This window comes from Bradyrhizobium sp., assembly GCF_019242285.1.
Classification (GTDB): Bacteria; Pseudomonadota; Alphaproteobacteria; order Rhizobiales; family Xanthobacteraceae; genus Bradyrhizobium.
The window spans coordinates 1-12,716 of record NZ_JAFAVV010000704.1 but is presented as its reverse complement, the minus strand read 5'-3'; the positions used below and the strand labels follow the sequence as shown (position 1 = coordinate 12,716).

Here is a 12,716-nt window from a genome sequence, read left to right as displayed (position 1 = left end):
CGACCGTGGGCCTCGACGTCAAGGCGCGCGCGGACATCCTTTCCCATGTCCGCCAGCTCGTGAACGAGCAGCGCATCGGCGTGCTCTGGGCCACCCACCTGTTCGACGAGATCATCCTGAGCGACGATCTGGTCGTGCTGCACCAGGGCAAGGTGCTGGCCAGCGGTGAGGTGTCGCGCGTGCTGCGCGAGACCGGCGCGGGCGACGTGAACTCCGCCTTCATGCGCCTGACCGGCGCGGCCAGCCAGATCGGGAGCGCTGCGCCATGAGCGTCACCACCATCGGAGCACGCCCGCGCGGCTTCTCGCTCGCCGCATACATCACCTGTCTCAACGGCATCGTCTGGCGCGAGGGCCTGCGCTTCCTGCACCAGCGTGAGCGCTTCGTCTCCGCGCTGGTGCGGCCGCTGGTCTGGCTGTTCATCTTCGCCGCTGGCTTCCGCCAGGTGCTGGGCATCTCGATCATCCCGCCCTACGAAACCTACATCCTCTACGAGGTCTACATCGCGCCCGGCCTGATGGCGATGATCCAGCTCTTCAACGGCATGCAGTCCTCGCTGTCGATGGTCTACGATCGCGAGATGGGCAACATGCGCACGCTGCTGGTCAGCCCGCTGCCGCGCTGGTACCTCTTGTTCTGCAAATTGCTCGCCGGCACCGCGGTGTCGCTGCTGCAGGTCTACACCTTCCTGCTGATCGCATGGTTCTGGGACATCGAGCCGCCGCCGATCGGTTATCTCACGGTGCTGCCGGCCCTGATCCTGTCGGGCCTGATGCTGGGCGCGCTGGGGATGCTGATCTCCTCGGGCATCAAGCAGCTCGAGAATTTCGCCGGCGTGATGAACTTCGTGATCTTCCCGATGTTCTTTGCCTCATCCGCGCTCTATCCCTTGTGGCGGGTACAGGAGGGCAGTCCGATGCTCTATTATGTCTGCCAGTGGAATCCGTTCACCCATGCGGTCGAGCTGATCCGCTTCGCGCTCTATGGCAAGATCGACTGGGTCTCGCTCGCCGTCGTCGCCGGCTGCACCGTCGTGTTCATGATCGGAGCGATCCTGGCCTATGATCCGTCGCGCGGCCTGGCGCGGCGCGGCCCCGCCGGAGGCGAGACATGAACTGGCGCATCCTCCTCGGCGCGGGGCTTGCGCTGGCGGCCTCGAGCGGCGCGTGTCTCGCGGCCGATCCGCGTTTTCCCGACTGGCCGTGCGCGCAGGCCAAGGTGCCCGACATCTCGCTGCCTCAGGTATGGGCCGGCCCCGCGCTCGACGACGTGCAGAGCAAGTGGAAGGACGACGCCAAAGTCAGCGCGCTGGTGACAAAACTCGCTGCCCGGCGCATCCCGGTCGACGAAGCGGAAAAGGACATCAAGGAATTTCTCTCCGGCGCATCCGCCGACAAGGTCACCGCCGGCAAGCTCCTGTTTGCGGGCCTGTTCGATACTCTCAACGCCGAGCGTTCCTCCGTCATGAACGGGCTGGAGCGCGTGATGCGCAAACAGCGCGAGGCCGCCGACAAGATCAGGTCGGACACGATCGCCTTGCAGGAGCAGCAGAACGCGCCGGCGCCCGACACGGCCAAGGTCGACGAGCTCAGCAACCAGCTGTTGTGGGAGACGCGGATCTTCGAGGACCGTCGGCGGGTGGTGAAATTCGTCTGCGAGGTCCCGACCACGATCGATCAACGGCTGTTCGCGTTGGGGCGCGCGATCCAGCAGGAGATCGAATAACCACTCGTCACATTCGGCCGCGTCATTCCGCCACGCAACTTCATAGTTGCGCGCCGCGCATGATCTCCTTGCGCAAAACCGTCCCACTTTCCAGGATCATGCGCTATGATGCCGGCACCTCAGGGAGTCCGCGTCCATGCCATTCGACCGCACCAAGGAAGACCTCGGCAACTCGATCCATCTCGAGCATGTCAATGTGACCGTGCCCGACCAGCGCCTGGCGACGCTGTTCTATGTCGCGGGCATCGGCCTCACCCGCGACCCCTATCTGATGGTCTCGGACGGCAACATGTGGGTCAATGTCGGCCGCAGCCAGTTTCATCTGCCGAGCGGGCCCGCGCAGGTGCTGCGCGGCCACACCGCGATCGTGATGCCCGGCCGCGAGGCCCTGCTCGACCGCCTGGCCTCGGTGCGCAAGAAGCTCGACGGCACCGCCTTCGCCTTCAGCGAGCACAATGATCACGTCGATGCCGTCTGCCCCTGGGGCAACCGCCTGCGCTGCTACGAACCCGATGCTGGTCGTTTCGGGCGGATCGCGCTCGGCTTTCCCTATGTCGAGTTCGACGTGCCGATCGGAACCGTGAAAGGCATTTGCGATTTCTATCGCCAGATCATGGGAATCAAGGCCGAGCCCGAGAACGGCACCGGCGCAGTGGCGCGCGTGCAGGTCGGCAAGGACCAGTATCTGCAATTCCGCGAGACCGATGCGCCGCAGCCGGATTATGACGGCCACCATGTCCAGATCTACATCACGGATTTTTCGGGCCCCTATCGCCGTCTCCTGGAGCGCGGCCTGGTCTCCCAGGAGGACAACCAGTATCAATACCGCTTTCGCGACGTCGTCGATCCCGCCGACGGCCGGCACCTGTTCACGGTCGAGCACGAGGTGCGCAGCGTGACCCATCCGATGTATCTGCGGCCGCTGGTCAACCGCGATCCGACGCAGACCAACCGCAATTACGCGAACGGCCATGACGAGTTGGCCTGGGCGATGGAGCCCGACGAGTACGACGTGCGTTAGCCGTTTGCCGCAGTCGCAGGATGGTAGAGCGACGTCTTGCTCGGAGCCGGAACAGAAAAAGGCTCGAAGCGAAACCCATCATTGTGTTGCCAAGTGATGGGTTTCGCGAAGAGCTCATCTTACGAGAAGAACATCATTCATCCGGTCGCGGTTCGGGCTGGGCTTCCGCCGTCGGCAGCAGCGCGCGTTCCCAGCCGTCGGTGCCTTCCGGATACCAGGCGACGTTGGTGTAGCCGTAGGACAGCACCCGCCGCGCGGCGTTCCACGACATCCAGCAATCCTCCTGGCAATAGATCACGAGCGGCGCGGCCTTGTCGCCATGGCTAGCGACGGCAATCCCGCGCTTCAGATAATCCTCCATCGCCGGCGCGAGCTTTCCATAGCCGGTGTCCGGCAGCCAGATGCTGCCGGGAATGTCCAGGCGCGGCTTGTCGCGCCACACCGTGCCGGCGGGAAGATTTTTCGGCTTCGGCGGGCGCGGCAGCACGTCGATGAAGACGCCGCGTTTGCCGCGCCAGATCGACTCGGCTTCATCGGTCGTCAGGACCCGCGCGCCCTTCAGCGTCGCCGGCACGGGGCTGCGAAAATTCTCCATCCGGTAGTCGTCGGGTTCCGGTGCTTTTTCCTGCGCCGAGGCTGCGGCAGAAGCGAGCGCTGCGAGGACGACGCCGATCAGGCCGGCCTTCATGGCGACTTGGTCGCCGTCTCCGCGCCGATCGAATGGTCCTGCTCGTCGAGCAGGGGAACACCATAGTCGAGCAGGATCCTGTTGATCTCGCCCTGGTTCTCCTGGATCAGGCGGTTGAGCTGCCGCTTCCAGTTCTGGTCGGCCGGCCGCACCCCCATGCCGATACGATAGACGAGCTTCGGGCCGGAGGTTTCCTTGACCAGCGGCGTGATGTGCAGCGGCGGATTCTGCTTCTTGGCATAGAAGCCCGCCATCGGTCCCCAGAGCACCCCGGCATCGATCGCGCCCGCTTCGAGATCGTTGATCATGGCCTCAGCCGACGAATCGACGCGGGTATCGATCATCAGCGGATAGGGTTTTGCGCTTGCCATCAGTCCGGCCAACGCCATGTTGGTGGCCGGCGGCGTGCCCGCGACAATGCCGATATGCTTGCCCTTCAGCCGCGCGTCCTCGAGCGTTGCGACGTCTTCGAGGCCACTGCCCGGCTTGGCGATCAGGGCGTAGGCCGTGCGGTAATACGGGTTGGTGCCCTGCACCAGGTCGTCGCCCTGCGGAAAGCCCAGGATGACGTCACAGCGATGCGCGCCCAGCGTCATCCGCACGAAGCCGGTCGCCTGCGGAAAGAAGGCATAGTCGAGTTTCTTCTGCAGCTTGTCGGCGAAGAACTGGGCGAGCTTGTTCTCGAAGCCTTCGCCCTTCTCGTTCGAGAACGGCATGTTGCGCGGGTCGGCGCAGACCCGCAGCACCTTGGGATCGACCAGTTCGATCGACAGATCGCTGCCGTCATTCGATTGCGCGCGGGCGATGCCCGGCCCGCCGAGCACCAGAAGGCTCGCGAGCAAGGAGATTCGTGCATTGCGCTCCAGCGCGCTGCACCTCGTCGACGACCGTTCCGGCCTGCGCATCGTTAAAACCTCCCGGATACTTTCCTTGATTGCAGCAAGCCGAAATGGCCGGGCATTGCAAGCTTGGGCAAAATGCTAAGCTTGCGGGTCGGGGCGTGCAACGGGCATTGTCCCGACCGCATTTTCCTCGTGCGTGCTGCGATGCAAACGGAACGTTGCCCACGGTTTCGTGAAGGAACGGAGGCAGACATATGATTCGCGGCCTCACGCGGCTTGCTGCGGTGTTGTTCTGCATTCACGGATCGAGCAACGCGCTTGCGCAGGAGCAGGCGCTTGCGGTGAACGAGGTCGCGCCGGGACTCTTCGTGCATGAGGGCGCGATCGCGCTGATGACGCGCGAGAACGACGGCGCCATCGCCAATGTCGGGTTCATCGTCGGCAAGGACGCGGTCGCCGTGATCGACAGCGGCGGCAGCGTGCGCGAGGGCCGGCAACTGCTCGCGGCCATTCGCGGCCATACCGACAAGCCGATCCACTATGTCATCAACACGCACGGCCACCCGGATCATGTCTTCGGCAACGCGGCGTTGGTCGGTGCCGGAACGACGTTCGTCGGGCACAAGAACCTGCCGGCGGCGCTTGCGGCCCGCGGACAATTCTATATCGACGCCTTCCGCCGCATCATGGGGGGCGAACTGATCGACGAGGTGAAGCTGGTGCCGCCGACGCTCCTGGTCGAGGACACGCTGCAGCTGGACCTCGGTGGACGATCCCTCACGCTGCAGGCCTGGCCTGCCGCGCACAGCGACAACGACCTCACCGTGCTCGACGAGCAGACCAAAACCCTGTTCGCGGGCGATCTCGTCTTCCTCACCCATATACCGGTCATGGACGGCAGCCTCCGCGGCTTTCTGGCGGCAATCGACAAATTGAGCGCCCTGCCCGCGCAGCGGGTTGTCCCCGGCCATGGCCCCGTCGGCGACTGGCCCGCGGCGCTCGGCGACGAGCGCCGCTATCTCGAAACACTTGCATCTGACGTTCAGGCGCTGGTCAAGCGCGGCGCGCCGATTGCGACCGCGGCCGAGACGGCGGCCACATCGGAGCGAACACGATGGCAATTGTTCGACGACTACAATGCGCGCAACGCAACCGCAGCATTTTCGCAGATTGAATGGGAGTAGCGCCCGGGCTATTTTGTGCGAAGGGGCGGTGCCGCAGGGAGCGCGATGATGCCCGGATTGTTCTTTCGTCTCATCTGCGCCGCAGGCCTGATCGGTACGTGGTCCGCGCCGCTGGCCGCCGAGGAAGCCTATGATCCCTGGCCCGGCCTGGTCCAGGACATCTTCAACAATCGGGCGATGAACGACGGCAGCGACGTCATCGCGGTCGAGATGCCCTATCGCGCCGAGGACGCGGCGATCGTTCCGGTGACGCTCAGGAGCAAGCTCTCGCCGACCGACAGCCGGCACGTGGTGTCGATCACGCTCGTCATCGACCAGAATCCGGCGCCGATGGCCGCCAAGTTCGCGCTCGGCCCGGAGGCGCATGTGTCGGAAATCTCGACCCGCGTCCGCGTCAACAACTACACCAACGTCCACGCCGTAGCCGAGCTCTCTGACGGCCAGCTCTACATGGCGAAGACCTATGTCAAGGCGTCCGGCGGATGCTCCGCGCCCGCCGCCAAGAACGCCGAGGAAGCCAAGAACCATATTGGCCAGATGAAATACCGGCAATTCGCCCGGGCCGAGCAGGGACCGAGCAGCGGTGCGCGCGAGGCGCAGATCATGATCGGGCACCCGAACAATTCCGGGCTGCAGATGGACCAGCTCACCCAGCTCTATATCCCGGCCTTCTTCGTCAACGAATTGCATCTGTGGCAGGACGACAGCCCGGTGCTGGCGATGGAAGGCGGCATCTCCATCTCGGAGGACCCGAACATCCGCTTCACCTATGTCCCGAACGGCGCCACGCATTTCCGCGCCGAGGCCAAGGACACCGCGGGCCACGTGTTCCAGAAGCAATGGAACGCGGACGATTCCGGGAGCTGAGGGCGCAACGGCGCAGTGCCGTAGGGGTGGGCTAAGCGTGTCTTGCGCTGACGCCTACCACGCCAAGGCAGAAGCGTGCCCACCATCAAGAGCGACGCCGTGGAGACAATGGTGGGCACGGCCCTTCGCGCCTTAGCCCACCCAGCAAAATCTGAACCTCAGAAACACCGCACTTCCGCCTCGGCCTGCGCGCGGCGCAGTTCATTCAGGGCCGTGGTCGCCTGCCCGGACGTGCGGAACTCGCTGCCAAGCGTGCTGCGCACCTGCGACATGCTGAGCACCGTCTCCGCCGTGACGTAACGGTCGTAGGGCAGCAGCGAGGCAACTACGTCGATCGAGCAGGAGCATTGCTCGATCGACTGCCGCGTCTCGCCATTTGCCTTCATGCAGCCATAAACATATTCGGCGCGCGCCGACGTCGGATAGTCGTTGACGACATCGGCGGCGTGGGCGATCGCGACCGCCGTCAGCAAGGCGCCCAGCGCGGCAACAGGTCTCAGCAATCCGACCAAGGTCATGGCGTTTCTCCCGGTCAATGAAGGTATGCTATCGCTATCGGGCTGAAAAGAAGACATTCGAGGAAGCGGCTCACGAGATCATGAAGCTTTTTACCGTCGCCTTGCTTGCCGCCCTGCTGTTCGTCGTCGCCGCGCCCGGCGACGCGGAAACCGTGCGCATTGCAGCCCAGAAGACCGGAACATTCGCCTGGGAGCTCGCCGTCATCCGCAGCCACGGCCTCGACAAGCAGGCCGACCTCACGATCGAGACCCAGGAGCTGGCGAGCCCCGAAGCGGGCAAGATCGCGCTCCGCGCCGGCACCGCCGACATTATCGTCTCCGACTGGCTGTGGGTGTCGCGCGAGCGCAGCCTCGGCGCCAAGCTGACTTTCTATCCGTATTCGAGCGCGCTCGGCGCGGTAATGGTGCCGAACGCCTCGGCGATCCGCAGCCTCGCCGACCTCAAGGGCCACAAGCTAGCGGTCGCCGGTGGTCCGATCGACAAGAGCTGGCTGTTGCTGCGGGCTTCGTTGAAGAAGGATGGCATCGACCTGAAGACGGATTCGACCCTGGTCTACGGCGCCCCGCCGCTGCTTGCGGAAAAAACCGCGGGCGGCGAGATGGACGCCAATCTCAACTACTGGAATTTCTGCGCGGCGCTGGAGGCGAAAGGCTTCCGCCGCCTCGCCGACGTCGCCGACATCCTGCCGAAACTCGGCGCCAAGGGCCGCACCGCGATGGTGGGCTATGTCTTCGACGAAGGCTGGGCCGGCGCGCATCCGGACCTGCTGGCACGGTTCATCGCGACGACCCGCGCGGCCAAGGAGATATTGTCGAGCTCGGATGCCGAATGGGAGACGATAGCGCCGCTGACCGGCGCCAAGGACGCAGCGACGCTGCATGCCTATCGCGACCGCTATCGCGAGGGGATTCCACGGCGGCCGATCGCCGACGAGGAAGCCGACGCCCGCACCCTCTACCGCGTGCTGGCCTCGATCGGCGGCCGCGAGCTGGTCGGGCCGGCGGCTGAACTGGAGTCCGGCACCTTCCACCACGCCATCGCCGGGGATTGACGTGCTGCGCCTGATCTCCGTTGCCGTTCTCCTCGTCACCTGGTGGATCGCGTCGCTGCTCGTCGGCGGCGCGAAGCTGCCGCCGCCTCCCGCCGTACTCGCGGCGATCGTGACCGAGGCGAAATCCGGCGCACTGTTTCTCAATCTCGGTGCGACTTTGGCGCGCGTCACGTTGTCGTTTGCGTTGGCAATGACGCTCGGCACCGCGATCGGCTATTGGATGGGCCGGGTACGCTTGGCCGATCGTCTCGGCGATCCCTGGCTGATCCTGCTCCTGAACCTGCCGGCGCTGGTGGTGATCGTGCTCGCCTATATCTGGGCCGGCCTGACCGAGGTCGCCGCGATCGCGGCGATCGCGATCAACAAGCTTCCGACCGCGGTGGTGACGCTGCGCGAGGGCACGCGCGCGCTCGATCCCGCGCTCGATGAGATGGCGACCGTGTTCGCCTTCCCGCGCGGCAAGGCGTTCCGCCATGTCGTGCTGCCGCAGCTTGCGCCCTATGTCGCCGCGGCGGCGAGATCGGGGCTCGCGCTGATCTGGAAGATCGTGCTGGTCGCGGAGCTGCTCGGGCGGTCGAACGGCGTCGGCTTCGAGATCGGCGTGGCGTTCCAGCTGTTCGACATTCCTCTCCTGCTCGCCTATTCCTTGAGCTTCGCGGCGGTGGTGCTGGTCATCGAAACCGCGCTCGTGCAACCCTTCGAGGTCCGGGTCTCCCGGTGGCGGTCCCGTGCAGCTTGAGGCCGTCATTACCGGCAAGGCGTACAGGAACGCGGCCGGCGAGCAGCACGACGTGCTCGACAAGGTCGAGCTCTCGCTCCGTTCCGGCGAGGTCGGCGTGCTGTTCGGCCCGTCCGGCTGCGGCAAGAGCACCCTGCTCCGCATCCTCTCTGGTCTCGATCGCGACTATCAAGGACATGTGTCGCGCCCATCGCAGGCACGGATCGGCATGGTGTTCCAGGAGCCTCGGCTGCTGCCGTGGCGGTCGGTCGAGGACAACATCCGCCTCGCCGCGCCCGGGGTCGACGAGGCGAAGCTTTCGGCGCTGTTCGACGTGCTCGAGCTCTCCGCGCATCGCAGCCACTTTCCGAGCGAGCTTTCGCTCGGGCTCGCCCGGCGCGTCGCGCTGGCCCGGGCGCTCGCGGTCGAGCCTGACTTCCTCATTCTCGACGAGCCGCTGGCCTCGCTCGACGATGCGCTCGCCGCCCGCCTGCGCCAGCAGATCGCGACCCTGATCGAAGGCCGTACGATGCTGACATTGCTGGTCACCCACAATCTCGACGATGCGGTCCGGCTTGGCGACCGGCTGTTCCTGCTGTCGGCAAGACCGGCCCGCCTGCTGCGGACCCATTCCATCGACCGGCCCCGTTCGGCGCGGAGCGAAGCCGACATCCGCGCCATCAGGACCGATCTGGCGCGGCTCGACTTGCCAAACCGGTGAGACCATCGTTCTTGATCATGAAAACGCGCCGTGCTTCGGAAGCGGCAAGCAAGGAATATCGGGAGGCTGTCATGCTGCGAACGTTGCCCATCATCGCCCTGCTCCTGATCGCGTTGCCGCTCCCGCTGCTCGCCCAGGGCAAGGGCGTCCGGCTCTGGAATCTGACGTCGGCGACCATTTCAGGCTTCCAGCTTTCGCCAGCCGGCAAGAATGACTGGGGGCCGAATCAGACCCTGAACGACAAGGACAAGGAGGTCGATCACGACGAGCGGCTGCGGATCACCGGCATCCAACCGGGACATTACGACGCCAGGGTCAGCTACCCGAACACACGGCAATGCTTCGTCCGGGACATCGAGATCAAGGCCGACGCGGTGTTCTCGATCTCCGATCAGGACCTGAAGGACTGCAACAAATAGCTCGGCGTCGGCAGGCGCGACAGTGCTCCGGTCAAATCTTTTCGTTCGTGTGCGGATATTCGCACCGCCATTTCACCGCGGTCCATTTCGGGTGCTCGCCGACCCATTGCGCGATATAGGGTGGCGCAGACATCGCGCATTGCCGCAGCGAGACGCTCGAATTGAATGTCAGATGCGTCTCCTCGCAGGTGGTCGGCGAGAGTACCGCACAGACCGTGATGACCAGATTGATCACGTCCATCTTCGGCTTCCATGGATCGATTTACTTATCGATACCACAATCAGCTACGGAACCGGCAGCCCTGAGGTTCACTAGGATGTGAGCGGCGCTCTCAGAAGTTGACGCCAAACACCAGCCGCGCCTGATGCCGCTCGAAATTGACGAGATCGAGCGCCGGGCCGGGTGCTCCCGCCGCGCGTCCCCAGGCCTGGACGCTCCAGGTCGCAGTCAGGCGCGCGCGCTCCGATAGTTGAAGATAGACGTTCGGGCCTATGAAGAAGGCCTGGCCCTCGAATTCATTGAGACCAATGCCGTCATACTTCCGAAAATACCGCGCCTCGGCGCCGAACAGGACGTTCGGCCGAACCCGGGTCATCAACGCGAAGGCCGCGCCAATCGTGGCCTCCTGCTCCTCCGCGGGGAGACCCGTGAAATGCGTCCATTCCGGCTGGTAGAGCAGATTGACGGCGGCGATGGCCGCGTTCGGGATCACTTCCCGGTCGATCGCAAGCGTGACGTCCGTGCCATAGCTTCGGGCCGCGGCTCCCGTGATCTCGTCGATACGGTCACCATGGCCTTCCACCGCCAGCGTCAGGCCAAACGGGGCGGCTTCCCGCTCGAGAAACCGGTAGCGCAGATCGAGCGAGGCGCCCTGCCAGGTGAACTGATGGCGGTCGTCGAAACCGGGAACCGCGCTGATGGCGTGACCTGCGAACGTGGTGCCGGCCTCGATGCGGAAATTTGGCACCGGCACGAACTCCAATTCGACCTGCTGCCCGACCGAGCGGTAGGCTCCGCCATCCCTGCCGAAGCGTCCCGTGGTCTCGCTCTGAAATTCGCGTTCGCCGACCTCGCCGACGTCGGTGCCGATCATGAAGCCGAAAATGTGCTCGGTGTCGAAACCTTCGGCATGGCCGCGCGCCGGCAGCAGCGCGACGAGGCAGAAAAAAACGGCGGCCTTCAACGTCGTCATTGCAGGCGCGCGCATGATGTGCAGGGCTCGTGGTCGGTAAGAGCGGGGAGCCGAGCTTCACCTTCTCGAGCGGAAATCCGAACGCTCGTCAGTCCCGATGAAGTCGCAGGCCGCCAAGCGAACGAACATCTGCCGCGGCTCGTACCAGCCTGCTGGCGGAGCCGGGCAGTTCGTCCAGGCGCTACTTGCGCGCCGCGCAGGCGTACATGTTGATTTCCATGCCCACCGGCACTTCGACGATCTTCGGGGCCTTCCAGCTCATCGGTCATCCTCCCAAACGTGTTGATCAGTATCGGCGCCATGTGGCACCGACCTGAAGGGTAGGATCACCGCGAAGTCTGTGCAAGGGCCCGCGCGCACCAGCGCGGCCACTATGCCAGCAGCCGCAGCAGCGCGCGCCCGGCCGGACTCCTCAACTCCTTGGCATCGAGCGTCCCGTCACCATCCGAATTGGCCGCGTTGAAGCGCTGCTCGACGACGGCGAGATATTCATCCAGCGTCAGGGTACCGTCGTGATCGTGATCGGCGGCCGCAAGTTCCTTGGCACTCAGCCGGCCGGCGAGTTCGCGCTTGTCCACCGTGCCGTCATGATCGCGATCGAGCTTGGCGAACAGCGCAGAAGCCGCTTTCTTCGCCTCGTTGAGGTCGACCGTTCCATCGTTGTCGGTGTCGAGCAGCTTGACGGGATCGCCGCGGCGCGAAGCCGCGTGAAGGTCCGTTGCGGGCAGCATTGCCGCGGCCATGATCAGGAGAAGTGTACGTCGCGACGTCATGGTTGAGCTCCGTTGGTTCGGCTGTTTGGCGCGGCTGCGCCGTGCTTTGCAACCCGGAACATGTCAACGATGTGGCGGAGCCGAGGTTTCAGAAGTAGGCGACCGACGCGGCAGTTCACGTCCCGCCGGCGACGCCGCTGTGCTGCGCCTTCTGAATGGAGGACGGAACGACGCCAAAATATTTCCGGAACACGCGGCTGAAATGCGAGGAGCTCGAGAAACCCCAGGAAAACGCGACATCGGTGATGGTCTTGCCGGCATGCGCCTCCAGTTCCTGTCGGCAATGCTGCAGCCTGGCCCGCCAGATATAGTCGCTCACGGTCATGCCGCGCTCCGAGAACAGCATGTGCAGATAGCGCTTGGTGCAACCCAGCGCCGCCGAGATCTGGTCGATACAGAGATCGGGGTCGCGCAGATGCTCGCGGATGAAGCCCTGGGCGCGGATGTAGAGCGCCTCCGGTCCGACACGGTCGAGCCCGGCCTCCGCTTCGCGAAGCGGCAACAGCAGGAGGTCGATCAGCGATTCGGCGACGCCGGTCGCGCTGTTGGCGGACAGCCTGGTGGCTTCGTCGAAAGTAGCATGAACGAAATGATGAGCGATGCGGCCGGTGCCGACGCGGGAGGAGAGCTTGCAGGCCATCATCTTCTCCGAATGGAAACCGCGCTCGCGCAGCAGCTCCTTGGGCACGATGACGACCTCGTGGCGAGTCAACGCCGGGCTGACGATGGTATGCGGACAGGAGACGTCGTAGGCGAGGCAGTCGCCGGGCATGATCTCGATGCGGCGGCCATCCTGCTCGAAATAGGACACGCCATGGGTCTGGAACAGGATCTTGATATAGGGATGCTCGCTGGACCTGATTCGCCAGTCGGTATGGGCAATGCGGTGCTGGCTCGCCTCGATCTGGCACAGTTTCAGGCGCGAAACCGTGGTGTAGTGGATCCGGGCCTCGAGCGAGGATGCCTCCAGCGGATCGACATCAAATCGGCCGCAG

17 protein-coding genes and 1 pseudogene are annotated in these 12,716 nt (G+C 64.6%); 10 read left to right on the top strand and 8 right to left on the bottom strand.

Going from position 1 to position 12,716, the window contains the following annotated elements; genetic code table 11:
• The 4 genes and pseudogenes from JOY90_RS28495 to JOY90_RS28480 all read left to right on the top strand — a co-directional run.
• Positions 1-269: pseudogene (locus tag JOY90_RS28495) on the top strand (ABC transporter ATP-binding protein); the annotation flags it as partial.
• A complete protein-coding gene (locus tag JOY90_RS28490; RefSeq protein ID WP_291694427.1) occupies positions 266-1,114 on the top strand; it encodes an ABC transporter permease in 849 nt (282 codons plus the stop codon). The pseudogene JOY90_RS28495 and the gene JOY90_RS28490, both read left to right, overlap by 4 nt.
• Positions 1,111-1,725 carry a hypothetical protein gene (locus JOY90_RS28485; RefSeq protein WP_291694426.1) on the top strand — a complete coding sequence of 205 codons (615 nt, stop codon included), beginning with the start codon at positions 1,111-1,113 and terminating at the stop codon, positions 1,723-1,725. The genes JOY90_RS28490 and JOY90_RS28485 overlap by 4 nt, the downstream gene beginning before the upstream one ends.
• 136 nt (positions 1,726-1,861) lie before the next feature.
• Complete coding sequence (locus JOY90_RS28480) at positions 1,862-2,746, top strand: hypothetical protein (protein WP_291694425.1); 885 nt, start codon at positions 1,862-1,864, stop codon at positions 2,744-2,746.
• Positions 2,747-2,879: 133 nt separating this feature from the next.
• Here JOY90_RS28480 and JOY90_RS28475 read toward each other — a convergent pair whose 3' ends face one another.
• On the bottom strand, positions 2,880-3,434 hold the full coding sequence (locus tag JOY90_RS28475; RefSeq protein WP_291694424.1) for a PQQ-dependent catabolism-associated CXXCW motif protein: 555 nt from the start codon (positions 3,432-3,434) through the stop codon (positions 2,880-2,882).
• Positions 3,431-4,339, bottom strand: coding sequence for a substrate-binding domain-containing protein (locus JOY90_RS28470; protein ID WP_291694423.1), 909 nt, complete (start codon positions 4,337-4,339; stop codon positions 3,431-3,433). Before JOY90_RS28470 ends, JOY90_RS28475 begins: the two co-directional genes overlap by 4 nt.
• A gap of 191 nt (positions 4,340-4,530) precedes the next feature.
• Here JOY90_RS28470 and JOY90_RS28465 point away from each other — a divergent pair, with 191 nt between their 5' ends.
• Positions 4,531-5,460: a quinoprotein relay system zinc metallohydrolase 2 gene (locus JOY90_RS28465; RefSeq protein ID WP_291694422.1), complete on the top strand. Its 930-nt coding sequence runs from the start codon at positions 4,531-4,533 to the stop codon at positions 5,458-5,460.
• 48 nt (positions 5,461-5,508) lie between these two features.
• The gene (locus tag JOY90_RS28460) at positions 5,509-6,327 is read left to right on the top strand and encodes a quinoprotein dehydrogenase-associated SoxYZ-like carrier (protein WP_291694421.1); all 819 of its coding nucleotides are present in this window, start codon (positions 5,509-5,511) and stop codon (positions 6,325-6,327) included.
• A 158-nt stretch (positions 6,328-6,485) separates the two neighbouring features.
• On the opposite strand, the gene JOY90_RS28455 is transcribed toward JOY90_RS28460, so the two are convergent.
• Positions 6,486-6,845, bottom strand: a complete 360-nt coding sequence (locus JOY90_RS28455) for a hypothetical protein (protein WP_291694420.1) — start codon at positions 6,843-6,845, stop codon at positions 6,486-6,488.
• An 80-nt stretch (positions 6,846-6,925) separates the two neighbouring features.
• On the opposite strand from JOY90_RS28455, the gene JOY90_RS28450 reads away from it, so the two are divergent.
• The 4 genes from JOY90_RS28450 (at position 6,926) to JOY90_RS28435 (ending at position 9,755) form a co-directional block, all read left to right on the top strand.
• The gene (locus JOY90_RS28450; protein WP_291694419.1) at positions 6,926-7,897 is read left to right on the top strand and encodes an ABC transporter substrate-binding protein; all 972 of its coding nucleotides are present in this window, start codon (positions 6,926-6,928) and stop codon (positions 7,895-7,897) included.
• Position 7,898: 1 nt separating this feature from the next.
• A complete protein-coding gene (locus tag JOY90_RS28445) occupies positions 7,899-8,636 on the top strand; it encodes an ABC transporter permease (RefSeq protein WP_291694418.1) in 738 nt (245 codons plus the stop codon).
• Positions 8,626-9,336 (top strand): ABC transporter ATP-binding protein, encoded by a 711-nt coding sequence (locus JOY90_RS28440; protein WP_291694417.1) that lies wholly within the window; start codon positions 8,626-8,628, stop codon positions 9,334-9,336. The genes JOY90_RS28445 and JOY90_RS28440 overlap by 11 nt, the downstream gene beginning before the upstream one ends.
• Positions 9,337-9,407: 71 nt before the next feature.
• Positions 9,408-9,755 (top strand): hypothetical protein, encoded by a 348-nt coding sequence (locus tag JOY90_RS28435; protein ID WP_291694416.1) that lies wholly within the window; start codon positions 9,408-9,410, stop codon positions 9,753-9,755.
• 31 nt (positions 9,756-9,786) lie between these two features.
• On the opposite strand, the gene JOY90_RS28430 is transcribed toward JOY90_RS28435, so the two are convergent.
• The 5 genes from JOY90_RS28430 to JOY90_RS28410 all read right to left on the bottom strand — a co-directional run.
• Positions 9,787-9,996: a hypothetical protein gene (locus tag JOY90_RS28430; protein WP_291694415.1), complete on the bottom strand. Its 210-nt coding sequence runs from the start codon at positions 9,994-9,996 to the stop codon at positions 9,787-9,789.
• Positions 9,997-10,087: 91 nt separating this feature from the next.
• Positions 10,088-10,963 (bottom strand): hypothetical protein, encoded by an 876-nt coding sequence (locus tag JOY90_RS28425; RefSeq protein WP_291694414.1) that lies wholly within the window; start codon positions 10,961-10,963, stop codon positions 10,088-10,090.
• Positions 10,964-11,129: 166 nt separating this feature from the next.
• Positions 11,130-11,210, bottom strand: a complete 81-nt coding sequence (pqqA, locus tag JOY90_RS28420) for a pyrroloquinoline quinone precursor peptide PqqA (protein ID WP_212402915.1) — start codon at positions 11,208-11,210, stop codon at positions 11,130-11,132.
• A 109-nt stretch (positions 11,211-11,319) separates the two neighbouring features.
• Entirely contained in the window at positions 11,320-11,721 is a 402-nt protein-coding gene (locus tag JOY90_RS28415) for a calcium-binding protein (RefSeq protein WP_291694413.1), read from the bottom strand.
• A 115-nt stretch (positions 11,722-11,836) separates the two neighbouring features.
• On the bottom strand, positions 11,837-12,716 hold an 880-nt coding region (locus tag JOY90_RS28410), incomplete at its 5' end, for a helix-turn-helix domain-containing protein (protein WP_291694412.1).